Raw genomic sequence first — 23,028 nt, forward strand, 5'->3', positions numbered from 1 at the left:
TCCGGTGCAGGAATGGTCGGGGCAGCAGAAAGGGTGACGGTCAGACATGACCCAGTTCTCTGAGGGCGTCACTGGCGGTAAAAAAGACCTGCCCTGGCTTGATGCGCTCCAGCCAGTCGGTGCTTTCCAGTCTGTCCATGACAGGCCCCTTGAATTCAGCCATGTGCAGTAGAATATTGAGTTGTTGTAACTGCTGGTGTAATTCCAATAATCCTTCGTAGCCATTAAAGTCGATATGGTTGATCGCACTGCCGACCAAGACCACATGGCGGATATCGTCAGTCTGCTCAAGGCGATGAATAATATACTCGTTCAAATAATGGGTATTGGCGAAATAGAGGTTTTCGTCGACCCGGATCATCAGCACTTGAGGTGAGGTGCTGACTTGGTGACGTTGGACGTTGCGGAAATGATCACTGTTTTTATAACGACCGATTTCGGCGATATGCGGTTCACTGGAACGGCGCAGGTACAGGACTAAGGACAGCAAAATACCGAGTGAAATACCCAATTCGGCATTGGTTGCCAATACCGCCATAAAGGTGACCAGCCATACCAGTCCATCGCTTTTCTGGAAGCGCCAGGCGTGCAGGCCATCCTGAAAATTGATCAGTGGAATGACCGCCACCACAATAATGGCACCGAGTAATGCCTTGGGCAGGACGGTGAACCAGCTGGTGGCAACGACCAGTACCAGAATGATGCCTGCCAGAGTGATCAGACCCGCCAGTTGACTGCGTGCTCCGGCCGCTTGGTTAACCATACTGCGTCCAAATCCGCCAGCAACCGGATAGGCTTGCGAAACCGCCGCACCGAGGTTGGCAATGCCCAACGCCAGCAATTCACGATTAGGGTTCAGTCCGGAGGTTTTCGCCCGCCTGGCCATCGCGGTTGCTACGGACAGGCTTTCCAGATAACCAATCAGTGCGATCAGCAACGCGGAAGGGAGCAGGGATTGCCATTGCTCACTGTTCAGGTGTGGAAATGCCAGCTGAGGTAACCCAGAGGGAATATCACCAACAATTTCGGCGGGTAAATTCAGCGCTGGCACCAGCGTAATTCCTAGCACAATCAAGACCAGTGGGCCGCTTCGGCCCAATAATTCGCTCATCATTTTCCAGCGATGGGTAATCAGCATGCGGCATAAACTTGGCCATGCCTTGAGTAGCAGAATCGCCGCAGCAGACAGCAGCATGACTGCCGGTAACGCTTGTTCCAGATGTTGCAGTACGTACCACAAGGTATCGGCCAGGCTTTCCTGCCGGGGTACTGACATGCCGGTCAGTGATTTACTCTGGTTAATAATAATGACAATAGCGGCAGCGCTGGAGAAACCGGAAATGACGGAATGGCTGATAAACGTTGTCCAGCGGCCTAGACCGATCAAATAAAAGAGCAGCAGAAACAGCCCGGTCAATACAGCCAAGGCCGCCGCCAGCTGGCTGAATTCGGCACTGCCAGGGGTAGACAGTTGTTGCAGGGACTCCAGCGTCATTAATGACACGATGGCAGCAGGGCCAACAGCAAGGCTGGGACTGGTGCCGAGCATGGCATAAATAAACAAGGGTAACAGCGCGGCATACAGTCCCGCCTGGGGCGGCAGGCCAGCCAGAAAGGCGTAGGCAATGCCTTGGGGAACCAGCAGAATCGCTACAACCAGGCCCGCTGCCAAGTCGGCAGACAGCCACTCGCGCTGATAATTACGCAGGGTATTAAACATGAGGGGTATCGTCTCCGTACAATTCATTCAGCAGCCGGATAACACGCACAGCCTTGTCATCGACGAGGCAGTAGAATACGCATTGTGCTTCTCTGCGGCTGGCTACCAGATGCTCTCCCCGTAGCCAGGCGAGGTGCTGCGACAGCGCAGATTGACTGAGTGGAAGCTGACGGCCCAGTTCGGTAACGGATATTTCTCCACTTCTGAGCAGGCAGAGTATGGCTAACCGGTGTTCGTTGGCGAGGGCCTTGAGCAGACGCACGGCGGGCTGGCGTTGGGTGTCGAAAGAAGATAGTGACATAACCGCAATCTCATCAGGCTGCTGGAAGGAACCAGTGACAGTGTATATCAAGTATTGCTAAATAAGAATATTCTAATATAGTTGTTTTTGAGTTCAAGAATACGGAGGCTGACATGCGAATCCAGAGTTTTTATCATCAGGATACATCCACTTACACCCATTGGCTGGAAGACACAGAGCATCACCTGTCGCTGATTGTCGATCCGGTGCTGGATTTTGATCAGAAATCCGGGCGCACCAGCACCGGGTTCATTGACGCTATTCTTGGGCAATTGGCGCAGCAAGACAGCCGTCTGGTTTATGTGCTGGAAACCCATGCGCACGCTGACCACCTGACAGCGGCTGACTATCTGCGCCGCAAGTTCGGTGCGGATATTGTGATTGGGCAACCGATCAAGAAAGTGCAGGGGATTTTCAGGGAAGTGTTTAATGAGCCGCAATCGTTTGTCGCAGACGGCCATCAGTTTGATGTGCTGGTCGCAGAAGGCGACAGCCTGATCCTGGGCAATCATCAGATTCGGGTTTTGGCTACCCCTGGTCATACCCCGGCGTGTGTCAGTTATGTGGTGGATGATCAGTTGGCGTTTATTGGCGACACTTTGTTTGCGCCGGATACTGGTACTGCGCGATGTGACTTTCCCGGTGGCGATGCCAATACCCTCTATGACTCAATACAGAAACTGTTTGCACTGGGCGACGAGGCGCGGCTTTATTTGTGTCACGATTATCCACCAGACGGGCGGGAATTGATCAGTTCGGTGACGGTTGCCGAGCAGCGGCATCAGAATATCCACGTTCGGGACAGTATTAGCCGGGAAGAGTTTGTTGCCTTGCGCACCGAGAGAGATCGCGGTCTGGAGATGCCTCGATTGATCCTGCCTTCGTTGCAGGTCAATATCCGCGCCGGGGCGTTGCCTGAAGCCGAGGATAACGGGGTCGCTTATCTCAAGTTACCGCTCAACCGTTTTTAACCAACCGTTTTTAGCCAAGCGTGTTAGCCAAGAACAGTAACCAACAATGACGCCCCAGCCCGGCAGAGTCTGCCGGGTTATGGATTTTCCGAGGCGTCAGAGCCGGGTTCTCGTGGTCGCCGATGGCGTTGTTCCAACAAGCGTCGTTGTTCTTCCAATCGGGCTTGCTCTTCAAGTTGGCGTGCTTCAATCTCGGCCAGCTCTGCGGCAATCATATCCGGTGTTTCGAGAGAAATACGGCCAAGTTTGCCAGAGCGCAACTCGTGCAGCACCAGTTCCGCAGCCTTGTGTAAATCAATGACTCCGCCTGGTCGCAAGCATCCCCGTTTGCGACCGATACTTTCCAGTGCCTCTGCCGCCGATGCCGGCTTTTCCTTGAGTTTGTAGCGCTGTATCAGCAGGTCAGGGTATTGCACCAGCAAAAAAGCCAGCGTGTGGCTGGCGATGTCTTGATACTCGATTGCCGTGTCCTTGACGGCGCCACTGGCGGCCAGGCGATAACCGCTGTGCTCATTTTCAAACTTGGGCCAGAGAATCCCCGGCGTGTCGGATAACACCATGCCGTTTTTCAGGTCGATCAGCTGATTGGACTTGGTCACCGCTGGCTCATTGCCGGTGCGGGCGATATAGCGTCCAGCCAAACCATTGATCAGGGTTGATTTACCCACATTGGGAATGCCCATCACCATCAGCCGCATGGCCTGTTTACGATCAGTACGAACGCTGCCCATCTTCTGGCACAGGGTCAGCAGTCGTTTCAGTTGTGATTTGTCTTCGGCGACCAGGGGTAATGCCTGGGTGTTGGTTTGCTGGCTGAAATACTCGACCCAGGCCTGGGTGATTTTTGGGTCGGCCAGATCCTGCTTGTTCAGCAGCTTGATCACGGGTTTATTGCGGCGCAGTTCATCGACCATGGGATTGGTACTGGAAAACGGCAGGCGCGCATCCATCACCTCAATCACCAGATCGATATCCGGCATGGCTTCACTGATCTTCTTGCGGGCCTTGTTCATATGCCCTGGGAACCATTGGACTGCCATTGTGTGTAATCCGGTTGACCTGAATAAATTAGGGCGGCACATTGTATCGATCGGCCCGGTGAGAGCAACCGCCCGTGAGCAATTGGACGTTATTTGAATGTCATATTTGCTCGATAACCTGACCGTGGTCGAAAAATTCCTGTGGAATTGGTCAAGTTGGAGACAATTGTATGGATGTCTTGCAAGAAGATTTCGCTCGAAGTGCCAAGCGTCAGGGCCGTCAGGCCTCGGCAACGGTATCCGGTCGGCGTCGCGCCGGTTTCCTGGTTGGCAACAAATTTGTTTTTTCGGATCAGGCTGAAGTGCTGTGGATGGAAGCCGGACCCGGTGAATTCCGCGAACTGCGTCTTTGGCGCAAGTAAGCCTTCGTTCGGGCAGTCGAATCGACGCTGAGTAAATTCGTCGCTTTGTCCGGGTAATCAGACAAAGCGACAAAGCGACATGCCGGAGCGCGAGCAAACAAGCATCGCTCGGGCATGTTTAGCCTGCTGAAAACACCGATGTCGCTTCGGCCTCGTTGGAGGGCTTCATGCCCTCTGCAGAAAGTTCTTCCGATTCATCAGCTGCATCTGTATCCGTAGTGGCAGTCACTTTGCTGGTGACTGCACTGGTCGCGGTTTGATCCAGCACTTTTTGCGCGCTGGCCAGTAATTCTTGCTGTTTTTCCTGTTCTCTGGCGCGCTTACGTTCCAGTTTGACGATATTTTTTTCATGCGTCGTCCATTGGCCCTGTCTGATATCGACATCTGTTACGCCATTTTCTTCCGCAATTTCTTCTGCCAGTTGGCGTGTGGCTTCATCGGCATCACGTGCCAGCAGCTTGCGCTCGCCGGATTCAAGGCGGCTGAACAGGTCGATCAGTGCGGTCGACATGACATCTCGGGTGATTTCATCGCGGCTTTTGCTAAATCGGCGCGCAATCATATTCAGCATGGCGAGATCGGCAGGTTCTATTTTTACACTGATTTCAGCCTGGGTTTTTTCTTGCAGGCGGCGTTCCTGCTCTTCCTGATAATATTTGTCGATCAGGCTTTGGGTACTGTTGCTATCGGTATCTTGCATGTAGTGCTCCGGGTCACTCTGGGGAGGATTGGACTTGAGTTACGGCTCGGGGCGGCGGATTATACGCATACATCACAGGCGTAGTAACCGGAGTTTGTATGAATGCAGAAGAGTATATTGCTGAACAGATGACGTCGTTGTCACCGGTTCATCTTGAGCTGATTAATGAGAGTCACATGCACGCTGGCCCAGCGATGGACTCGCACTATAAATTGATCCTGGTTTCCGAGGCATTTACCGGCAAGCGTCTGGTGGCCCGACATCAGCAGGTGTACAGCCTGGTGGCGGATGTATTGCAAAAGCCGGTTCATGCCTTGGCGTTGCATTTGTATTCGCCGCAGGAGTGGCAAGAGCAGTCAACAGTGCCCGAGTCACCGCAATGCGCGGGGCAGCACTAAGCCCGACAGTCTCCCAGGGGCGCTCTCAATGATAAAACGAAGCCTGTTGTGGATAAAAAATTCACCAGGCAATAGCGTTCCTTTACCTTGTTCTGAAAGCCGTTGCCACTCAACAGGCCGATCGAATCATTGAGAACGCCCCCGAGGGCAGGGGATCATGAGCAGGTGATCGTGAAGCACTACTCAAGATATTGTCTCGGTGGCTTTCATCAAATCGACTTCTTGGTGTATTAACCTTATGAAATGAAAGGGATTTTATCTGAAATGCCGGATCGTTAAACAGAACGTCAATCAGGCAACCTTGTAACCAAAGTGTCATTGAATATTCATACAATCGCGCCGAACTTTCGACCTGAAGCCAGAATTATGACACCAATTCGTACTTGTTTGGCTCTGCTTGCCATGCTGTGTTTTGCAACTGTCAACGCAGGGATTTTGCCACCCTTCACCGGTTTGCCCGCTAATGGCGAAGTCCATCTGTTTTCTATCCATGGTTCCAACACCATTGGTGCCGAACTGGGTCCTAATCTGGTCAGAAAATACCTCGAAGAGAAAGGCGCTAAAGACGTCCAGATTCGTAGTACGCTTGTCAGTAATGAGCAGGTTGTCAGCGGATTCTTGCCCGATACCGGTACCCGCCTGACAGTCGCTATTGCTGCGCACGGTTCCAGTACTGGCTTTAAAGGGATTGCCAATGGTGCTGCGGACATAGCGGCGGCTTCTCGTCCAATCAAGGGCAAGGAGGCCGATTTGCTGAGAGACATCGCCGATATGCGCAGTCCATCAGCTGAGCACATCATAGGTATTGACGGTCTGGCCATTGTTGTCAACCCGTCTAATCCTGTCGGCGAGCTCAGTGTGGAAGAAATTTCCGAGATTTTCTCCGGCGGCTATTCAGACTGGTCGCAAGTCGGCGGTCGTCCTGGTGCTATCCATGTCTATGCCCGTGACGAGAACTCTGGTACCTGGGACAGTTTCCAGGGCATGGTGCTGGGTAAAAAACCCTTGATTGAATCCGCCAAACGCTTTGAATCGAACGCGGTGCTATCGGATGAGGTGGCGGCCGATAAAGGTGGTATCGGTTTTGTCGGATTATCGTCGGTACGGAAATCAAAATTGCTGGCGGTTTCTGACGGCAGTGCCAAAGCGCTGAAACCGAACAAGTTGACCGTGGCCACGGAAGACTACGCTCTGGCTCGGCGTCTTTTTATGTATACGGACGATGCTCCGGAAAATCCGTATGTGGTTGAATTTATGGATTTTGTGCAGAAGAACGAAGGCCAGCAGGTGGTTGCGGATTCCGGTTTTATCTCGCAGGAATTAAAAGAAGTGGTACCTGAGTTTTACGGTGAGTTACCCCAGGATTTTCGTGAAATCACCAATGATGCCAAGCGTCTGACCATTAACTTCCGTTTTCGTGAAGGCAGCGCATCGCTGGATAACAAGGCGATGAAAGACATTGAGCGCCTGGTGGACTACCTGCAAAACCAGGGTCGTAACGATGCGGAAGTGGTATTGATCGGCTTTGGTGACAAGAAGCGAACTGAAAAACGCTCCAAATTGTTGTCCAAATTACGTGCGATGGCAGTACGTCGTGAGCTGGTGCGAAACGGTATTTACCCTAAATTATCGGTGGGATATGGCGAATATCTGCCCGTTGCCTCGGTAAACCGGGCGGAAGGGAAAATGAAAAATCGTCGTGTCGAGGTGTGGGTCAGGGATAATACCTGAGCTGTCCAGTCTGTTATGAACGGCGAAGAAAAACCCGGAACCCTGCAAGGGCTCCGGGTTTTTTTGTGTTATTGCAAGCTAATACTGTTCTGTTGCCAGTGCTGAGGTAGCGTTAACTCTGGCTATGGAAAAACAGGTAGAGATCAATGACGGCCGCCGGAATACCACCACAGACCTGATCGGACAATTCGATGTCGTCATCAATATCGGCCATTTCTTCTTCGTCGGCGAACAGGCCAGATGCATACATGATTGGGAACAGACTTTCGGCGACATTTTCTTCATCGCGGTTGTACCAGTCTTCCTCTTGCAGCATAACGCCAGTCATAAAGCCGATGGCCCAGCTTTCGATGGGGGGTTCGTCTTCTTCATCTGCCAGAGTCAGTTCGCTTGGCACGGGGAAATCTTGGCCAGAATCGAGCCAGGCCTGGATTTCACGAATCATTTTGCCCAGTAACTCGGTAACAGTGGCTTTTTCGACACTGGTGAAGCCCAGTTTTTCGTCAAACGCACAATCCCATACCCGTTGGATATCGAACTCGACTGGACCTGTCAGCAAGGCGGTAATCAGACCGTGGACAGCAAAAAAATCGAAGCTGTCCTGGCGTTCTGCTTCGTCTTCCAGCAAAACCCCGAGGGTTTCCAGTTCGTTCTCGGTCATGGCTGGGATATCATTTAGATCATTCATTTCGGCGCTCCTGAAGTCGGAGCCAATGCTAGCAGGCTTATGAAAGGCTACAAACAACAATTGCTTGTCCCGCTGGATGGAGAGGAGGTTGTTCTCCATATTCAGGCGATGAAACGCAAAAGTTTGCGACTGGTGCTGAACCCGGCGGGTGAAATCGATCTGCGTATTCCGCTGGGCTCCAACAAGACTCAGGTGAACCGGTTTCTGGAAAGTCACGAACAGTGGCTGGTGCAGCGTCGTCGTGAGTGGAAGGCCAACAAGAGTCGCAGCGAAAGCGCGCTGAGATTCCTGGGTCACACCTTGGCGCTGGTTGAAGATGACGTTGTTTTTCCTGAAATCGGTGGTGAGCTGTTAAAAGTCCCAAGAAGAGTCACAGAAGTACAACGCCAAGCTATCCTGGAACAATGGCTCAGGCAACAGGCCCGAGCCAAATTTGAATCCTTGCTGGATTTCTGGTGGCCCCGGTTTCAACAGTATGGCGTCGTCAGACCGGTACTGCGGGTCAAAAAAATGCGTACTCGCTGGGGCAGCTTGTCACGCAAGGGTTACATCAATTTGAATCTGGCATTGATCCATATGCCAGAAAACCTGATTGAACTGGTCGTAGTCCATGAACTTTGCCATATCCGCCATTTTGATCATGGCCCCGGCTTTCGGCGTTTGTTGGCGTTGCACCTGTCAGATTGTCAGCTGCGGGAACGGGAACTGGATCGTTTTCATCTCAACGGTTTTCCACGCTCGTGTTGATCCATAACTGGGAATACCAGTAAAAATAGCCGGATTTACTGATGCTTGGCGCAGTACAGTTGTAACGACTGCGACCCTGAATAATTGGATGGTGAGCACGGGTTTGCAAGGTAATGGTCTTGCCCGACACGCTGGTCTGGTGGCTGATCTGCCCTTCGCCACCAGCGAAGCAGCGCAAGCTGTCGGGTTTGATATCCGCTGACTCGATCGTCAACACCAGTGTCGGCGGGTTTTCGTGGCCCAGTGCCGGATCGACTTGTGAACTGTCATTGACGGGCATGGCCAGGGTTCGCAGCTTGTCGTTCAGGGTGTCCGGGTCGGAGTAGTCTCCGGCTGCCGGGAAACGAGGAATCGCCTGCCAAAGCGACGCCTTAGAGACCGCCCCGGAATGCTGGCCAAAGGCCAGATAATCATGGGCTTTGAGCCACCGGGTGATCTCCAGTGAATACTCGCCATAGGGATAAGCCAGCAAGCGGTCGGAATGACCCATTTCCTGTTTGATACGCTGTTCGGCGGTTTCGACCTGCTGGGTCAGCCATTGGTCCAAGCTGAGATTTTTTGGACGCTGAATCAGATACGGATGATCCATGCTGTGATTCGCAATGGTGGCGCCTTGTTGTTGCATCTCGCGCAACTGGTGCCAGCGGATGACGCCATCGTATTCGGCGTCGACGGCACTCGGATTAACAAAAATGGTAAAGGGCCAATGGCGTCGGGCCAGTTTCGGGAAGGCGTTGCGATAAATGGATTCATAGGCATCGTCGAAGGTAATGGCGACGGCGTTGTCGGGTAGCGACTTGCCCTGGCGTAATGCGGCCATCGCTTGCGGCAGATCAACGATGGTCTTGTTGAGGGACGCCAGCAGCTGCAGGTGGCGCTCAAAATCAGCTGGACTGATACTGGTGGTGGCGGGCGTTGCCGTGTCTACATGGTGATATTGCAGAATGACCAGGTCGGATCTGGCTGAGGCAGCCAGCAGCAGTCCGAGTAAGGCGAGATACTTCATAAAACGCTCATCGTGTTGGAGAAAAAGAGAGCGAATGACAACAAGTTGTTATTCGAGTGGTTATTCAAGTGAGTTATTCAAGTGCAAACGATTAGTACAATTGTTGGTACTCTCATAAGTCGTACTTTGTGGATCGTCAGAGCGTCAAGCGTTGATACGCCGCCAGCAGCGCCTGGAAGTGGCTGACGTTACCGCCACGATCCGGGTGATGACGCATCGCCAGGCGGCGATACTGACGTCGAATATCCGCTTCGTTGGCCCCTTCTTTCAGCTCCAGCAAGCGCAGGTCGTTGCGGCGCTGGTCGGGTGTCAGGGTTTGTTGCCAGATGCCACGCAAGAGCTTGTCGACGGTTTCACGGTCGGTACTGAGGTGAGTCAGATCCAGGTAATAGCGTGCCAGCGAATCGGCTTCGCAGACATGCTGGTTATCGCTCGCCTGGCGGGTATCCCAGGGCAGTAACTGCACCCCCAGAGGTTCGATACTCAGCCAGCCAGCCTGCTGGGCGAGCCATTCCAGCCGCAGTCGATACAAACAGTGCATCACCAGAAAGTGACAACGAAACAGGGTCAGCGAGTCGGACAGGGCGTCGTGCTGGAAAACGCCGGGAACCGGCTGCTTGAGCCACTGGATCAGCTGGTATTCGGTATGACACTGGCCATCCTGCAGTTGACAGGAGAGCAGCTGCTGCAGGGTATCCAGGCTTTCGTCAGGTGGATTGATCTGTTCGCGTTTGAGGTTCAGCATGGCGGCAGAATATCACAGCTGTGGTCTGGCTGCCGCGTCAGGGGCGCTCAGGATCCGTGTCTTCAATCAGTTTGCGGGCAAAGCGTGGCAGCTTGCCTTTGATGGCATTAAGCTGGCCGGAAAATTCCTGATAACGGTGCCGTTGCCGTCGTAGCCATTCCCGCACTCGTGGAACTGTGCTGACCAGCAGCGACAGACCGATAAATATCATGATGAGGCCAAAGGGAATAGGTAGTGGCGTGACAATAACACCAGCGATAACGAGAAGGATTCCAAGCATGATTTTGGCGCTGCGTTTAACCATAGAGAAGTCAGCCATCGGTAGTCGTAACCTGCTAAAGTGTCATGTCGATGTTGCTCCATCATGACGGCCGCAATAAATCTGTTTGTGTGCCTGGCTGTCATGTAATCGTGATCATTTTGTGAGTACTCGGTGGCTGCTTGCAGTCACTCAATGTTCGTTTGAACCACTTTGATGCAGCCAATAGTTTCGTATGAAAGCACCTTCCAAACCCCCGTCTTCAACCCCTTTGGACAAACAACCTCTGCCGCAACGCAGTTTGCTTTCTACTCCAGAGGGAGAGCAGGCATTACGGGCAGAATACGAGTATTTGTGGCGTATTGAACGCCCGAAAGTGACTCAGGAAGTCTCCGATGCTGCCAAACTGGGCGATCGCTCAGAAAATGCCGAATATATTTACGGTAAGCGGCGCTTGCGCCAAATCGACAGTCGGGTACGTTTTTTATTGAAACGCCTCGAAGCTTTGACCGTGATTGATCGCCCGCCCGCAGATCTCAACCGGGTGTATTTTGGCGCTTGGGTTGAACTGGAGGATGATGACGAAGCGATTCATCGTTATCGCCTGGTTGGAGAAGATGAAATCGATCTCAAACATGGCTATATCAGTATGGATGCGCCGCTGGCCCGTGGTTTGGCTGGCAAGTACGTGGATGATGAAGTGATTGTGCGTTTGCCAAAGGGAGAACAGACCTATGCCATTCTCTCTGTGACTTATTCACGACCGGCGTGGGACAACAAGCCCGGCGAGGTCACTCATCGCTGGCTGACCTGATTTAGCTGCTAGTCTGATGATCAGGGAGGATTTATGAACAGATCAGGCAGTGTACAAAGATCCGTGTCAGCGATAGTGGCCTGCTGGTGCTGGAGTGTCGCAATAGCGGTTGTCGCGGAAACACCCTTTGGCCCTGGCGATTTTGCCGGGATCTACCGGCTACCGGTGATGATTGATACCGTGGTCAGTGTTTGTCCGTGGAAATCGGCGTCTGGCAGTGGCTATGTCCGGGTGATCCGTACACGTGGCCCAACCGGTCACGGCCTGTATTTACAGTGGATACGATTTGGTGTGGCAGGTAGTGAGGCTGAGGTGATTTCGACCCGGAGCATTGAGGAATTGGCAACGGAGTTTGACGTTGCTGTGGAGATGCCAGTGGCACAGCTCGAAAAAGACCATTGTCTGTTGCAAAGCCAGGCAGAGGATAGTGTCAACGGACGACGTTACCGACTTGATATTCGTGTTGGTGCGCCCGGAGATTACCAATTCGCAGTTACCCGGCATCTGAGTGGTGGTTTACCCTAGCAGGCTGTTTTTCACCCATTCAAGTCGTGGCCGCACTCTCAGACGGGTGATTGGTGTATGTGCATGGCAGACGCTATTCGATCGTTACAATATCCAGCCGCGTGGCCAGGTGTGACTGGTCTTGCTGCTTTTGCAGGTTAACAAAGTCGAACAGGTTAAGATCCCCCAGCTGTGAGGGGGCTATGTTACAGATGGCTGCGAAGATGTTGTCACTGCGGCCTGGTTGGATTTTTTCCCACTCATGCAGCATGTTTTTGACGTTTTGACGTTGCATGTTTTCCTGCGACCCACAGAGGTTGCAGGGAATGATCGGAAATTCCCGCGCTGCTGCAAACGCCTCGATATCCTTTTCCTTGCAGTAGGCCAGCGGACGGATCAGTACATGCTTCTTGTCGTCGCTGAGTAATTTGGGTGGCATGGCTTTGAGCTTGCCGCCATAAAACATATTCAGGAACAGGGTTTCGATAATATCGTCGCGGTGATGTCCGAGGGCAATTTTGTTGGCACCAATGTGTTCGGCAAAGCCGTACAGGGTACCGCGCCGCAAGCGTGAGCACAGACCGCAAGTAGTTTTGCCTTCCGGAATAATGTCCATGACGACGCTGTAGGTGTCTTTTTCGACAATATGGAAGGGCACATCCAGCTTGCTCAGGTATTCCGGCAGAACATGCTCAGGAAAGCCCGGCTGTTTCTGATCCATATTGACTGCGATCAGTTCAAAGTTAACCGGGGCGCTTTTCTTCAAGCTCATCAATATGTCGAGCATGGTGTAGGAGTCTTTGCCTCCAGACAGACACACCATGATTTTGTCACCTTCCTCAATCATGCAATAGTCTTCGATGGCCTTGCCGACATGACGGCGCAAACGTTTTTGCAGTTTGTTGAATTCGAGTCGTTCTTTGCGATCGATGACGTCGGCAGTCATGCTGGGAAAACTCCTGGATGTTCTGGGATGGAACACGGGCTAAAAATCAGGCGGCGAATTCTAGCGAATAGATTGGCTGTCGTCAGCAAGAGTTGCTGTGCTGGATGTTCGATTCAGCCAAGCTATGACTGACAGGGAAGGTTGTCAAATCTGTTAACCGTGAGTCAGCGTGCACGTGGGATACTGCGGAGCAGTAGCAGCCACATATGTCCGGTGTTTTGCCGAACGGTTGCGGGCTGCCTGCTGCTACTGATCGGTTTATTCTGTGGTGGCCTTGTCGTCGCATTCGAGGTGAGCACTCAGGCCTGCCATCTCATAAAGACTGTTCATGTCCAACACAATGATTTCCTTGCCTTGGGTTTCGATCAGCGCATTTTTCTGAAAGCGGGTAAATACCCGACTAATGGTTTCAACCGCGAGACCAAGATAATTGCTGATGTCGACCCTGGACATGGGCAGCCGGAAGTGAGTCGCGCTGAAGCCTCGGCGGGCATAGCGGTTGGAAATATCCAGTAAAAAGGAGGCCACACGTTCTTCGGCGTTCTTTTTGCTTAATAGCAGCATCATGTTCTGGTCGTGGCGAATTTCATTACCCATGGTGCGCATCAGCTGTTTACGCAGATCGGGTAATTCGTCGGTGAGGTTTTCCAGCTGGTGCACCGGAATTTCACACACGGTGGTTGTTTCCAGTGCCTTGGCGGTGAGTGGGTAATCTCCGGCATCGTAACCGGCTAACCCAATCAGTTCGCTGGCGAGGTGAAAGCCGGTGATCTGCTCTTCGCCGTTGCTGGCCAGGGTATAGGTTTTCAGGGCACCAGTACGTACTGCAAATACCGACTGGAATTCATCCCCTTGCTGGAATAACAGCTGGCCTTTCTGGATGGGTCGGCCACGGCGAATAATATCGTCAAGCCGCTCCATATCACTGTCGCTGAGCGATAGTGGCAGACACAGAGCATTCAGGGAGCAAGTCTGGCAGTGGGGCTGATTGCCGCGCAAGGGAGGATGTGCAACTTGGTTTGTTTTCATTGAGCTCACCGTGTCTGGTTTTCCGTGACAAACGGAACAACTGTTTTCCATTAGTTTTCGTATGGTCTTAGCTCACAGGGTGACTGTCAAGACATTGGTCAAGGTATTACAGTTGGCTGACTATAGCCAGATGGCCGCTGCGGTCCACAATCCATAACTGATGAGCAAGAGTCCGGCGATGCGACGGCTGACGTTGTGATTGAGTAATCGATTGAGGCTGCTGGCGGCGAGGCCGCTGGCAAACAGGGCAGGCAGTGTGCCCAGTCCGAAACAGGCCATGGCCAGTGCACCCTTGAGAGGATCGCCATTAGCGGCGACCCAGCTTAATGTACTGTAGACCAGGCCACAGGGAAGCCATCCCCACAGCAATCCGAGACGAAAGCGGCTGCTGACTGATTGTTGTGCCAGTAATGGTTTGGTGGCGGGCTGTAGCAGACGCCACAGGTGCTGACCGAGCTGTTCAATCCGGGTCAGCCAGCTTGCCCAGCGCGCGATGTAGAGTCCCATCAGCATTAGCATCACGGCAGCCAGTGTGCGTAATACCAGCGTCAGCAGGTCATTCAGTTGCTGCAGCCATAAGCCAAGTACAGAGACTATCAGCCCAGCCACTACGTAGCTGGTGATTCGTCCGCCATTAAAAGCCAAGGCGGTTAATAGCGGTTGATGCTGTGAGCGACTGCCAATGGCTGCCGCAATACCGCCACACATGACCAGGCAATGACTGGAACCAAACAAGCCCAGCAGTAATGCGGTGAGCAGTGACAGTGGTTCAATCACGACAATTTGTCAGGTGATGTGGCGTCTGGTGCTGCAGGCGGTGGGTTGATTGTTGTTGACGGCGGTTTTTCGGCGCTGGCCGTCGTTTCCTCAGGGTCGTCATCAAAGAGAATCTTGTGGGCTGGCGACTCCAGATCATCAAACTGACCGCTACGTACTGCCCAGAAAAAAATCAGGGTGGCGATACTGATCAGGACGATCGAGAGTGGAACAAGTATGTAGATAATATCCATGTTATGTCCGTCATGCTGGGCGAATGGGTGCCGTTATAACCCGGCATTATGTCTGTGGGTGGCTATCGGCAGCATCCGGTTTGGATATCCGGGACAGCCTCAAGGCGTTACTGACCACCAACAGGGAACTGAACGACATGCCGATGGCTGCCGCCCAGGGGGGAATGTAACCTGCGGCCGCTACTGGCAGGGCAAGCAGGTTGTAAAACAGTGCCCAGCCAATATTCTGGTATATCACTTTCCGGGTGCGGCTGGCGGTGTCCAGAGCCTGCAGCAGGCTGTCCAGGCGTCCGCTGGTCACCAGCGCATCAGCACTGGTTTTGGCCAGGTCGCTGGCATCGCTGACGGCAATCGCAATATCAGCACCAGCGAGTACCGGCACATCGTTAATGCCATCTCCGACCATCAAAACGCGTTCTCCCTGCTGTTGCCACAGGCGCACCTGTTGCAACTTTTGCTCGGGAGACAAACCGATCCATACGTCGTTGATACCCAGTTGTGCTGCCAGCAGTTGGCCAGAAGCACCGGGGTCGCCGGTGAGCAGCGCCGTTTTTATCTGGCGTTGGTGCAAGCCTCTGACCAGGCTGGTCGCGGATTTTCTGACGCTGTCGCCCAGTCGAATCCAGGCAACGGCTTGCTCATTGACGCTGAGCAACAGCCATTGTCCCTCCTGCTGATTCAGATGACTGGTATCGGGTTTGGCCGTGGCTGGCACAGCAAAATCGGGCCGACCCAATCGAACGGGCAGGGACTGTTCTGCCGTTGGATGCCAGAAACCACAGATACCGGCACCGGTCTGTTGCTGGACATCGCTCACTGTGGCGGGACGAATACGGCGAAAGGCGCGTGCAATCGGGTGGCTGCTGGACTTTTCCAGACCGGCAGCAACGGCGAGGATGCTTTCTCTATCCAGGTCACCTGCCAATACCACGTCTTCAATGGTGAGTTTGCCCTGGGTGAGAGTGCCGGTCTTGTCGAAGACAACCCGATCTATGGTTGGCAGAGATTCCAGTACATGGCCCTTGCTGATCAGCAAACCGGCTTCCCGCAGGGCGCCGGTCGCAGCGGTCAGGGCAGTAGGTGTCGCCAGCGACAGGGCGCAGGGGCAGGTGACAACCAGCACAGACAAGGCAATAAAAAACGCGTGATCATTACCTTGCCACCACCAGAACAGCAACACACCCGAAGCAATCAGCAAAACGGCGGCAACAAAGTGGCTGGCAACACGGTCGGCGATCAGGGCAATCTTGGGCTTTTCCTGCTGTGCTCTGTCCATTAGGCGCACAATGGTCGACAGTTGGGCTTCTGCACCGGTTGCGGTTACTTTCATGGTGATCGGGCTTTCGATATTGATAGTGCCGCCAATCAGATGATCCTGATGGCGTTTGGTAACCGGCAGGTATTCTCCGGTCAGTGCTGCTTCGTCGACGGAACTCTGGCCATTGACAACAATGCCATCGGCCGGAATCGCCTGTCCCGGTTTGATCAGCAACAAATCCCCTGGCTTGACCTCTTCACTGGCGATCACCGTTTCGGTGGCTGTCGGGGTATCGTCGCTCAGCCGCAAGGCGACATTGGGCAGCAAGGTCAGCAGGTTGTTGCCGGATTTCCCCATGCGGTGGCGGGCGCGCATTTCCAGAAATCGCCCCAGCAGCAAAAAGAACGTGAACATGCAAACCGAGTCGAAGTAGACCTCCTTCCCCTGGTTGAATGTGCTCCAGATGCTGGCGCAGAAGGCCAGAATAATGGCCAGGGATACCGGTACGTCCATGGTCAGATGGCGGACTTTCAAATCGCGGATGGCCGCTTCAAAAAACGGCAGGGCAGCGTATAGCACAACCGGCAGCGTCAGCAGCATGGACGCCAGACGCATAAAAATTTCGTATTGCTGGGCCATACCAACGTAGAGCGGCACCGCCAGCATCATCACTTGCATCATGCCGATACCCGCGACGGCGAGACGGCGGATGCTGCGTTTACCTTCGTCATTGCGTTGCTGTTCGGCGACGGTGGCAGAAAAAGGCGAGGCGCGGTAGCCGAGGCGGTAGATTTGTTCGATCAGACTGGAAACCGGCAGTTGCTCCGCTATCCAGCGTACAACCAGGCGGTGATTGGAGAGGTTGAGAACGGCCTGATCGACACCCGGTAAGGCATTGAGGCGATGTTCTATCAACCAGGCACAGGCGGCGCAGCTGATGCCATCGATCACCAGGGTTGCCTCTGCCATACCGTTGTCCAGCCGCGCAACAAAACGCCGCTGCATCGCCTCGCTGTCGTACAAGGTCAGCGAATCCCGGGCTTGCAGTGCATCATCATCGAGCTCAGCCGGAGACAGTTCTGGCAGTGCGGTGCGGTGCTTGTAATAGTCTTTCAGACCACTGGCGACGATGGTTTCGGCAATGGCCTTGCAACCCGGACAGCACATCGGTTGTGACTGGCCGTCGATCAGGGCTGACCAGCGTTCTGCTGTCGACTGGCTGACATTTTCACCGCAATGAAAACACTGGCTGGTATTGGAATGCCGTGTCATTGGGCGTTTAATTGCACAACCTTGCTGTCTTCCAGTCGTTCTGTCGAGCGTATTCGCCAGCCCTGATCAGGACTTTGTAACCACAAGTAGCGGCGGGCAGGTAGCTTTATTTCGGCAGCTCCGACGTAGAGACCTGGCTCTATCCGCTGCAGTATGACGTCGAGATCCTGATCCTGCAGAGTCGGATGAATCAGTTTTAGCAACAGTGCATCCGGTTCTTTATCCAGCTGTCCTTCCAGTGTCAGGCGCGCTTCGTGGTTGGTAAACACCAGGCTGCTGCGGATGTTCAGACGCGCCGCGTGTTGGTCCATTTCGATATTTTCGGTATAGCTGACGCCATCCTTGTAATAACTGTCGCTTACCAGCGAATCCTTGGTGCTGACTGCGAGGGTAATCATGACCATACCCCAGCAAACGGTGACGGCCGGAATTCCGACAATCAGCCACATTAAGGGTTCTTTGTACCAGGGTTGGGCAGGCTGGGTATCTGATTTCATAGTGCTCTCTGGGATCTCGACTGCTGGCAGGGCCTGTTGGGGTCTATTATTGCTCCAGGGTTCCGCTGCCCGAAAAAATGCCGCCCAAGTGTAACCACTTGGGCGGCGAGTCTCTAGAGTCCTCGGCAAGTCATCGTCAGCAGACTTGATGCAGAGCAGAGCGCGGGGCGCACTGAAATCTAGCCCCGCTAGCCCACATTGAGCAACAGCAGGGATGAGGCTCGCTAGTTTCTTGGGGCGATAAAGCGGCTCTCTTCGCGGGCAACTTCTTTGCCATCCTGCTGATCCACCACGACAAATTCGATGTCGGTTTTACTGGAGGGAAGCTTGGCAATCGCCGGGTCAATTTCAAGGTTGACCGTAATCTCGCGCAGTTCATTAACCCTGATTTCATAGGTTTCGGGCGCATCCATATGGACGGCCGGAAGTCCTTCAACCCTGAGCTGGTAGGTTCGGGGTTGTTGCGACATATTCATCATTTTCAGGGTATAGCTGTTGGTGACAGTATCGTTGGGTGTGACCCGATAGAGACTGCCGCGATCCCGTTCGATATCCAGCTCGAAAGGAACCCGGCTGGCAATGGCATAAACAAAAGCAGACAGCATAACCAGCAGCATAAAGGCATAGCCCAGCAGTCTGGGGCGCATCAGGTGGGTTTGCTTGCCTTCCAGTTCGTTTTCTGTGGTGTAACGGATCAACCCCTTGGGTTTGTTCAGCTTATCCATAATAGAGTCGCAGGCATCGATACAGAGGGCGCAGCCGATACATTGGTATTGCAGGCCGTCCCGAATATCAATGCCGGTTGGACATACCTGGACACACAGTGAGCAGTCGACACAATCACCCAGTTGGGTCGTATCAGTTTCCTGCTTGGCTTTTTTACTGCGTTTTCCGCGCGGCTCACCGCGATTAATGTCGTAGGAAACCGCTAACGTGTCGGCATCGTACATTACCGATTGGAAACGGGCATAAGGGCACATGTAAATACACACTTGCTCACGCATCCAGCCAGCATTGATGTAAGTAGCCAAGGTGAAAAAAGCAATCCAGAAAATCTCCCAGCCATTCAGTGCAGCCGAAAACATATCCGGGATCAACTCACGAATGGGAGAGAAGTAGCCAACAAAGGTGACCCCGGTTGCGAGTGCGACAAATAGCCACAGGGTATGTTTGAGGGCTTTTTTGCGCAGTGTGCTGGTGGATATGTTTTCCTTGTCCATCTTGATGCGTTGATTGCGGCTGCCTTCCACGCGTTCTTCGATCCACATAAACAGGAATGACCAGGCTGATTGGGGACAGGTGTAGCCACACCAGACCCGGCCTGCGAGGTTGGTAATCGTGAACAGTCCAAAGGCGGCAATAATCAGCGCGAATGACAGCAGAATAAAATCCTGAGGCCAGAAAGTGACACCAAAAATATTGAACTGGCGAGCTGGTAGATCAAAGTAGACGGCCTGGCGACCACCCCAGTTAATCCATACCGTGCCGTAGTAACCCAGCATGAGTGCCCACAATGAATAGGTTCTCAGTTTCTGAAAGAAACCGATAATTTCTCGTACATATATTTTTTCACGCTTGGCGTACATGCTCTCGGACTTGGGTGTGACGTCTTTGACAGGGATGTTACTCATGACAGCTAATCACCTTGTTTGCTTGTGTTGGCTGGCGTAGCGGGTGGGGGCCCAAAAGGCACCTTCGGATCGTCAGCGGATCTATATAATGCTGTGATTATATAGTTCGTACGCAGTTGATATATCGAAAAAAAGCGGCCATTGGCCGCTTTTTCCCCGTTCATTGCCGCAGCTCAACATTGTGGTTATGCGAGCGGTTGGCTGAGGCAATCATGACATCACTTGTTGGACAATGAGTAAACGTACGTGGCCAGCAGGTGAATCTTGGCGTCAGCATTAGCACCAAGGATTTCCTTATGGGCAGGCATTTTACCGCTGCGGCCATAACGCAGAGTCATTTCGATCTGCTTGCTGGAGCCGCCGTACAACCAGGTTTCATCGGTCATGTTAGGGGCGCCCATCATCTGGTTACCCTTGCCGTTGGCACCGTGACAAATGGCACAGTTTTGCAAGAACTTGGGCGCTGCTTCCTCTGCCAGAGTGGCATCGTGCTTCAGGCCAGACAAGCTGCGAACATAGTTCACCATCTGGTTAATGCCTTCATCACCCAGAATGGCACCCCAAGCCGGCATGGCACCCTGACGACCGTTGGTAATGGTCTGGACGATCTGTGCCGGAGCACCGCCATACAACCAGTCTTTGTCCGTCAGATTAGGGAAGCCAAGCGCACCTTTGGCACCGCTGCCGTGGCAGACCGAGCAGTTACTTTTGAACAGGCGCTGACCAGTTTGTAACGCATCATCGTTATGAATCAGCTCAGCAACCGGAGTTGAGGAGTACTGGGCATAAAGAGGTGCGATTTCCTGGTCGAACGCCTGGACTTCCGCTTTCCACTGATTGGTCTGGCTCCAGGGAACTTCCTTGCCGTCTACGGTAACGGTCAGGAATCCCTGGTAGTTGCCCAGACCAAAAGAAGCCAGATAGCCGAGGCCAAAAATAATGGTGCCCCAGAACATGAACACCCACCAGCGTGGCAGCGGGTTGTCAATTTCTTCAATGCCATCATAGCTGTGACCGGTGGTCTGGTCGGTTTCTTCTTTGCGCATACCGCGACTGGTGTACATGATCAGCACACCACAGCCAATAATGGATCCCAGTACAATGACGGAAACCCATACTTGCCAGAAAGTACTTAACATAATTACTTGCTCCGATCTTTATCGCCGTGCTTGGGGAGGCCATCATCGTCATCAAGAAATGGAATATCCCCATCGTCTTCGAAACGTTTCCTGCGACTGGAGCCATAGGCCCACCAGAAGATTGCCAGCATCGCTATCAGAGCGAAGATCGAACCCAGCCCGCGCACGTCGTTAATATCCATGGGATTACCGTTTAGTGATCACTGTGCCCAACTGTTGCAGGTACGCAACCAGAGCTTCGATTTCGGGTTTGCCATCAACGGCCGCTTTGGCACCTTCGATGTCGTCATCTGTGTATGGCACGCCGACCATGCGCAGGGCTTTCATCTTTTTCGGTGTATCACGACCATCTACCTTGTCTTCAAACAACCAGGGGTAGGACGGCATGATGGATTCAGGCACAACGTCACGCGGGTTATACAGGTGCGCCCGGTGCCATTCGTTGGAGTAACGGCCACCGACACGAGCCAAATCCGGACCGGTACGCTTGGAGCCCCACAGGAACGGGTGTTCGTACACGGATTCGCCCGCCACAGAGTAAGGCCCGTAACGTTCGGTCTCGGCGCGGAATGGACGTACCATCTGGGTGTGACATACATGGCAACCTTCGCGAATGTAGATATCACGGCCTTCCAGCTGCAGCGCCTTTAATGGCATCAAGCCTTCAACTGGCGTGTTGGTGTCCTTGGCGAAGAAGAGCGGCACAATTTCTACCAGCCCACCCCAGCTAAGAGCGATGACGATCAGTACCACCATTAATGGCATACTTTTTTCGATAGTGTCGTGCTTAATCATCTCAATAACTCCTTACGCCTGAGCGGTTGCCGTGGCGGCAATGTCTTTCTTGGCCGCACGCACGGTCATGTAGACGTTGTAAGCCATGATCAGCATGCCCGTCAGGAACAGTGCGCCGCCGATAACACGACCAACATATCCGGGATGTGAGGCCGAGACGGATTCAACAAAGCTGTAGGTCAGCGTGCCGTCCGGGTTGACCGCGCGCCACATCAAGCCCTGCATGATGCCGTTAACCCACATCGCAACGATGTAGAATACGGTGCCAATGGTGGCCAGCCAGAAGTGAGCATTAATCAACGCAATGGAGTGCATTTCGCCCGCTTTGCGGCCGAACATGATCGGAATCAGGTGGTACATGGCACCGATAGAGACCATGGCAACCCAGCCCAGTGCACCGGAGTGTACGTGGCCAATAGTCCAGTCAGTATCGTGGGAGAGGGCGTTAACGGTCTTGATGGCCATCATCGGGCCTTCAAAGGTCGACATGCCGTAGAACGACAGGGAGACCACCAGGAAGCGCAGGATCGGGTCGGTACGCAGTTTGTGCCAGGCACCAGACAGCGTCATCATACCGTTAATCATACCGCCCCAGCTGGGAGCCAGCAGAATCAGCGACATTACCATGCCGGAGGTTTGTGCCCAGTCTGGCAGAGCAGAGTAATGCAGATGGTGAGCACCAGCCCAGACGTAGATCGAAATCAGTGCCCAGAAATGCACGATGGACAGACGGTAGGAATACACCGGGCGGCCAGCTTGCTTGGGAACGAAGTAGTACATGATGCCGAGGAAGCCTGCTGTAAGGAAGAAACCGACAGCGTTATGACCCCACCACCACTGCACCATGGCGTCAATCGTGCCCGCGTAGATAGAGTAGGATTTGGTCAGGGAAACCGGGATCGCCAGGTTGTTACCAATATACAGAATCGCGATCATGATCATGAAGGCGGCAAAGAACCAGTTGGCCACGTAGATGTGCGTTTCCTTGCGGATAGCCAGCGTACCAAGGAAGTTCACCACATAGGCAACCCAGACAATGGCAACCAGAATATCAATTGGCCATTCCAGTTCGGCGTATTCCTTGGTGGAAGTCAAGCCCATTGGCAGGGTAATGGCTGCCAGCACAATGACCGTGTTCCAGCCCCAGAAAGTGAAACTGGCCAGTGTGTCCGAGAACAGACGGGTACGGCAGGTACGCTGCACAATGTAGTAGGAGCTTGCAAACAGGGCGCTACCGCCGAATGCAAAAATAACCGCGTTGGTGTGCAGCGGGCGCAAGCGTCCGAAAGACAGCCATGGGGTATCAAAGTTGAGTGCGGGCCATGCCAGCTGGGCAGCGATGAATACACCGGCTGTCATGCCAACTATGCCCCACACAACTGTCATGATGGCAAATTGTCTTACCACCTTGTAGTTGTATTCGGGATGGTCGATTGCTGTGCTCATGATTGGATTCCAATAACAG

At 53.3% G+C, this 23,028-nt stretch carries 26 protein-coding genes; 7 read left to right on the forward strand and 19 right to left on the reverse strand.

Annotation, left to right across the window (positions count from 1 at the left end):
* Positions 1-40 precede the first annotated feature (40 nt).
* Together SOJ49_RS07265 and SOJ49_RS07270 are read right to left on the reverse strand one after the other, a co-directional pair.
* Positions 41-1,720, reverse strand: coding sequence for a SulP family inorganic anion transporter (locus SOJ49_RS07265; RefSeq protein WP_369857566.1), 1,680 nt, complete (start codon positions 1,718-1,720; stop codon positions 41-43).
* Positions 1,713-2,021 carry an ArsR/SmtB family transcription factor gene (locus SOJ49_RS07270; RefSeq protein WP_369857567.1) on the reverse strand — a complete coding sequence of 103 codons (309 nt, stop codon included), beginning with the start codon at positions 2,019-2,021 and terminating at the stop codon, positions 1,713-1,715. Before SOJ49_RS07270 ends, SOJ49_RS07265 begins: the two co-directional genes overlap by 8 nt.
* Positions 2,022-2,134: 113 nt before the next feature.
* On the opposite strand from SOJ49_RS07270, the gene SOJ49_RS07275 reads away from it, so the two are divergent.
* Positions 2,135-2,992: an MBL fold metallo-hydrolase gene (locus SOJ49_RS07275; protein ID WP_369857568.1), complete on the forward strand. Its 858-nt coding sequence runs from the start codon at positions 2,135-2,137 to the stop codon at positions 2,990-2,992.
* A gap of 77 nt (positions 2,993-3,069) precedes the next feature.
* Here the strand turns inward: SOJ49_RS07275 and ylqF are convergent, their stop codons facing one another.
* Entirely contained in the window at positions 3,070-4,032 is a 963-nt protein-coding gene (gene ylqF, locus SOJ49_RS07280; RefSeq protein WP_369857569.1) for a ribosome biogenesis GTPase YlqF, read from the reverse strand.
* A gap of 170 nt (positions 4,033-4,202) precedes the next feature.
* Here ylqF and SOJ49_RS07285 point away from each other — a divergent pair, with 170 nt between their 5' ends.
* Positions 4,203-4,394 (forward strand): hypothetical protein, encoded by a 192-nt coding sequence (locus tag SOJ49_RS07285; RefSeq protein WP_303434601.1) that lies wholly within the window; start codon positions 4,203-4,205, stop codon positions 4,392-4,394.
* A 118-nt stretch (positions 4,395-4,512) separates the two neighbouring features.
* On the opposite strand, the gene SOJ49_RS07290 is transcribed toward SOJ49_RS07285, so the two are convergent.
* Positions 4,513-5,094 (reverse strand): hypothetical protein, encoded by a 582-nt coding sequence (locus SOJ49_RS07290; RefSeq protein WP_369857570.1) that lies wholly within the window; start codon positions 5,092-5,094, stop codon positions 4,513-4,515.
* Between the two features lie 98 nt (positions 5,095-5,192).
* On the opposite strand from SOJ49_RS07290, the gene SOJ49_RS07295 reads away from it, so the two are divergent.
* Positions 5,193-5,492, forward strand: coding sequence for a BolA family protein (locus tag SOJ49_RS07295; protein WP_369857571.1), 300 nt, complete (start codon positions 5,193-5,195; stop codon positions 5,490-5,492).
* A gap of 366 nt (positions 5,493-5,858) precedes the next feature.
* A complete protein-coding gene (locus SOJ49_RS07300) occupies positions 5,859-7,223 on the forward strand; it encodes a substrate-binding domain-containing protein (protein WP_369857572.1) in 1,365 nt (454 codons plus the stop codon).
* A gap of 112 nt (positions 7,224-7,335) precedes the next feature.
* Here the strand turns inward: SOJ49_RS07300 and SOJ49_RS07305 are convergent, their stop codons facing one another.
* Positions 7,336-7,911, reverse strand: a complete 576-nt coding sequence (locus tag SOJ49_RS07305) for a YecA family protein (RefSeq protein ID WP_369857573.1) — start codon at positions 7,909-7,911, stop codon at positions 7,336-7,338.
* A gap of 39 nt (positions 7,912-7,950) precedes the next feature.
* On the opposite strand from SOJ49_RS07305, the gene SOJ49_RS07310 reads away from it, so the two are divergent.
* The gene (locus SOJ49_RS07310; protein ID WP_369857574.1) at positions 7,951-8,658 is read left to right on the forward strand and encodes a M48 family metallopeptidase; all 708 of its coding nucleotides are present in this window, start codon (positions 7,951-7,953) and stop codon (positions 8,656-8,658) included.
* Here the strand turns inward: SOJ49_RS07310 and SOJ49_RS07315 are convergent.
* The 3 genes from SOJ49_RS07315 to SOJ49_RS07325 form a co-directional block, all read right to left on the reverse strand.
* The gene (locus tag SOJ49_RS07315) at positions 8,633-9,664 is read right to left on the reverse strand and encodes a polysaccharide deacetylase family protein (RefSeq protein WP_369857575.1); all 1,032 of its coding nucleotides are present in this window, start codon (positions 9,662-9,664) and stop codon (positions 8,633-8,635) included. The genes SOJ49_RS07310 and SOJ49_RS07315 overlap by 26 nt on opposite strands.
* A 136-nt stretch (positions 9,665-9,800) precedes the next feature.
* Complete coding sequence (locus tag SOJ49_RS07320; protein WP_369857576.1) at positions 9,801-10,409, reverse strand: DNA-J related domain-containing protein; 609 nt, start codon at positions 10,407-10,409, stop codon at positions 9,801-9,803.
* A gap of 37 nt (positions 10,410-10,446) precedes the next feature.
* The gene (locus SOJ49_RS07325; RefSeq protein WP_369857577.1) at positions 10,447-10,728 is read right to left on the reverse strand and encodes a PGPGW domain-containing protein; all 282 of its coding nucleotides are present in this window, start codon (positions 10,726-10,728) and stop codon (positions 10,447-10,449) included.
* Between the two features lie 175 nt (positions 10,729-10,903).
* Between SOJ49_RS07325 and greB the strand changes: the two genes are divergently transcribed.
* Positions 10,904-11,482: a transcription elongation factor GreB gene (gene greB / locus SOJ49_RS07330; protein ID WP_369857578.1), complete on the forward strand. Its 579-nt coding sequence runs from the start codon at positions 10,904-10,906 to the stop codon at positions 11,480-11,482.
* Between the two features lie 33 nt (positions 11,483-11,515).
* Positions 11,516-12,007, forward strand: coding sequence for a hypothetical protein (locus SOJ49_RS07335; protein ID WP_369857579.1), 492 nt, complete (start codon positions 11,516-11,518; stop codon positions 12,005-12,007).
* Between the two features lie 73 nt (positions 12,008-12,080).
* On the opposite strand, the gene ttcA is transcribed toward SOJ49_RS07335, so the two are convergent.
* From ttcA to ccoN, 11 genes are all read right to left on the reverse strand, one after another.
* Positions 12,081-12,932: a tRNA 2-thiocytidine(32) synthetase TtcA gene (ttcA, locus tag SOJ49_RS07340; protein WP_369857580.1), complete on the reverse strand. Its 852-nt coding sequence runs from the start codon at positions 12,930-12,932 to the stop codon at positions 12,081-12,083.
* A gap of 258 nt (positions 12,933-13,190) precedes the next feature.
* Positions 13,191-13,961 carry a fumarate/nitrate reduction transcriptional regulator Fnr gene (gene fnr, locus SOJ49_RS07345; RefSeq protein ID WP_369857581.1) on the reverse strand — a complete coding sequence of 257 codons (771 nt, stop codon included), beginning with the start codon at positions 13,959-13,961 and terminating at the stop codon, positions 13,191-13,193.
* A gap of 120 nt (positions 13,962-14,081) precedes the next feature.
* Entirely contained in the window at positions 14,082-14,738 is a 657-nt protein-coding gene (locus SOJ49_RS07350; protein WP_369857582.1) for a sulfite exporter TauE/SafE family protein, read from the reverse strand.
* Entirely contained in the window at positions 14,735-14,971 is a 237-nt protein-coding gene (gene ccoS / locus SOJ49_RS07355) for a cbb3-type cytochrome oxidase assembly protein CcoS (protein ID WP_369857583.1), read from the reverse strand. Before ccoS ends, SOJ49_RS07350 begins: the two co-directional genes overlap by 4 nt.
* Before the next feature lie 46 nt (positions 14,972-15,017).
* Positions 15,018-17,501, reverse strand: coding sequence for a heavy metal translocating P-type ATPase (locus SOJ49_RS07360; RefSeq protein ID WP_369857584.1), 2,484 nt, complete (start codon positions 17,499-17,501; stop codon positions 15,018-15,020).
* Complete coding sequence (locus SOJ49_RS07365; RefSeq protein WP_369857585.1) at positions 17,498-17,998, reverse strand: FixH family protein; 501 nt, start codon at positions 17,996-17,998, stop codon at positions 17,498-17,500. Before SOJ49_RS07365 ends, SOJ49_RS07360 begins: the two co-directional genes overlap by 4 nt.
* Positions 17,999-18,222: 224 nt before the next feature.
* Positions 18,223-19,629, reverse strand: a complete 1,407-nt coding sequence (ccoG, locus tag SOJ49_RS07370) for a cytochrome c oxidase accessory protein CcoG (protein ID WP_369857586.1) — start codon at positions 19,627-19,629, stop codon at positions 18,223-18,225.
* A gap of 218 nt (positions 19,630-19,847) precedes the next feature.
* A complete protein-coding gene (gene ccoP / locus SOJ49_RS07375) occupies positions 19,848-20,768 on the reverse strand; it encodes a cytochrome-c oxidase, cbb3-type subunit III (RefSeq protein ID WP_369857587.1) in 921 nt (306 codons plus the stop codon).
* A 2-nt stretch (positions 20,769-20,770) separates the two neighbouring features.
* Positions 20,771-20,950: a cbb3-type cytochrome oxidase subunit 3 gene (locus SOJ49_RS07380; RefSeq protein WP_369857588.1), complete on the reverse strand. Its 180-nt coding sequence runs from the start codon at positions 20,948-20,950 to the stop codon at positions 20,771-20,773.
* A 4-nt stretch (positions 20,951-20,954) separates the two neighbouring features.
* The gene (gene ccoO / locus SOJ49_RS07385; RefSeq protein WP_369858048.1) at positions 20,955-21,560 is read right to left on the reverse strand and encodes a cytochrome-c oxidase, cbb3-type subunit II; all 606 of its coding nucleotides are present in this window, start codon (positions 21,558-21,560) and stop codon (positions 20,955-20,957) included.
* A gap of 15 nt (positions 21,561-21,575) precedes the next feature.
* Positions 21,576-23,009, reverse strand: coding sequence for a cytochrome-c oxidase, cbb3-type subunit I (gene ccoN, locus SOJ49_RS07390; RefSeq protein ID WP_369857589.1), 1,434 nt, complete (start codon positions 23,007-23,009; stop codon positions 21,576-21,578).
* Positions 23,010-23,028 lie beyond the last annotated feature (19 nt).

This window comes from Candidatus Thalassolituus haligoni (genome assembly GCF_041222825.1).
Classification (GTDB): domain Bacteria; phylum Pseudomonadota; class Gammaproteobacteria; order Pseudomonadales; family Oceanobacteraceae; genus Oceanobacter; species Oceanobacter antarcticus.

Excerpts from the sequence above, each read along its gene's own strand:
- SOJ49_RS07265 (WP_369857566.1), bottom strand. The coding sequence starts at position 1,720 with ATGTTTAATACCCTGCGTAATTATCAGCGCGAGTGGCTGTCTGCCGAC.
- SOJ49_RS07270 (WP_369857567.1), bottom strand. The coding sequence starts at position 2,021 with ATGTCACTATCTTCTTTCGACACCCAACGCCAGCCCGCCGTGCGTCTG.
- SOJ49_RS07275 (WP_369857568.1), top strand. The coding sequence starts at position 2,135 with ATGCGAATCCAGAGTTTTTATCATCAGGATACATCCACTTACACCCAT.
- ylqF (WP_369857569.1), bottom strand. The coding sequence starts at position 4,032 with ATGGCAGTCCAATGGTTCCCAGGGCATATGAACAAGGCCCGCAAGAAG.
- SOJ49_RS07285 (WP_303434601.1), top strand. The coding sequence starts at position 4,203 with ATGGATGTCTTGCAAGAAGATTTCGCTCGAAGTGCCAAGCGTCAGGGC.
- SOJ49_RS07290 (WP_369857570.1), bottom strand. The coding sequence starts at position 5,094 with ATGCAAGATACCGATAGCAACAGTACCCAAAGCCTGATCGACAAATAT.
- SOJ49_RS07295 (WP_369857571.1), top strand. The coding sequence starts at position 5,193 with ATGAATGCAGAAGAGTATATTGCTGAACAGATGACGTCGTTGTCACCG.
- SOJ49_RS07300 (WP_369857572.1), top strand. The coding sequence starts at position 5,859 with ATGACACCAATTCGTACTTGTTTGGCTCTGCTTGCCATGCTGTGTTTT.
- SOJ49_RS07305 (WP_369857573.1), bottom strand. The coding sequence starts at position 7,911 with ATGAATGATCTAAATGATATCCCAGCCATGACCGAGAACGAACTGGAA.
- SOJ49_RS07310 (WP_369857574.1), top strand. The coding sequence starts at position 7,951 with ATGAAAGGCTACAAACAACAATTGCTTGTCCCGCTGGATGGAGAGGAG.
- SOJ49_RS07315 (WP_369857575.1), bottom strand. The coding sequence starts at position 9,664 with ATGAAGTATCTCGCCTTACTCGGACTGCTGCTGGCTGCCTCAGCCAGA.
- SOJ49_RS07320 (WP_369857576.1), bottom strand. The coding sequence starts at position 10,409 with ATGCTGAACCTCAAACGCGAACAGATCAATCCACCTGACGAAAGCCTG.
- SOJ49_RS07325 (WP_369857577.1), bottom strand. The coding sequence starts at position 10,728 with ATGGCTGACTTCTCTATGGTTAAACGCAGCGCCAAAATCATGCTTGGA.
- greB (WP_369857578.1), top strand. The coding sequence starts at position 10,904 with ATGAAAGCACCTTCCAAACCCCCGTCTTCAACCCCTTTGGACAAACAA.
- SOJ49_RS07335 (WP_369857579.1), top strand. The coding sequence starts at position 11,516 with ATGAACAGATCAGGCAGTGTACAAAGATCCGTGTCAGCGATAGTGGCC.
- ttcA (WP_369857580.1), bottom strand. The coding sequence starts at position 12,932 with ATGACTGCCGACGTCATCGATCGCAAAGAACGACTCGAATTCAACAAA.
- fnr (WP_369857581.1), bottom strand. The coding sequence starts at position 13,961 with ATGAAAACAAACCAAGTTGCACATCCTCCCTTGCGCGGCAATCAGCCC.
- ccoS (WP_369857583.1), bottom strand. The coding sequence starts at position 14,971 with ATGGATATTATCTACATACTTGTTCCACTCTCGATCGTCCTGATCAGT.
- SOJ49_RS07360 (WP_369857584.1), bottom strand. The coding sequence starts at position 17,501 with ATGACACGGCATTCCAATACCAGCCAGTGTTTTCATTGCGGTGAAAAT.
- SOJ49_RS07365 (WP_369857585.1), bottom strand. The coding sequence starts at position 17,998 with ATGAAATCAGATACCCAGCCTGCCCAACCCTGGTACAAAGAACCCTTA.
- ccoG (WP_369857586.1), bottom strand. The coding sequence starts at position 19,629 with ATGAGTAACATCCCTGTCAAAGACGTCACACCCAAGTCCGAGAGCATG.
- ccoP (WP_369857587.1), bottom strand. The coding sequence starts at position 20,768 with ATGTTAAGTACTTTCTGGCAAGTATGGGTTTCCGTCATTGTACTGGGA.
- SOJ49_RS07380 (WP_369857588.1), bottom strand. The coding sequence starts at position 20,950 with ATGGATATTAACGACGTGCGCGGGCTGGGTTCGATCTTCGCTCTGATA.
- ccoN (WP_369857589.1), bottom strand. The coding sequence starts at position 23,009 with ATGAGCACAGCAATCGACCATCCCGAATACAACTACAAGGTGGTAAGA.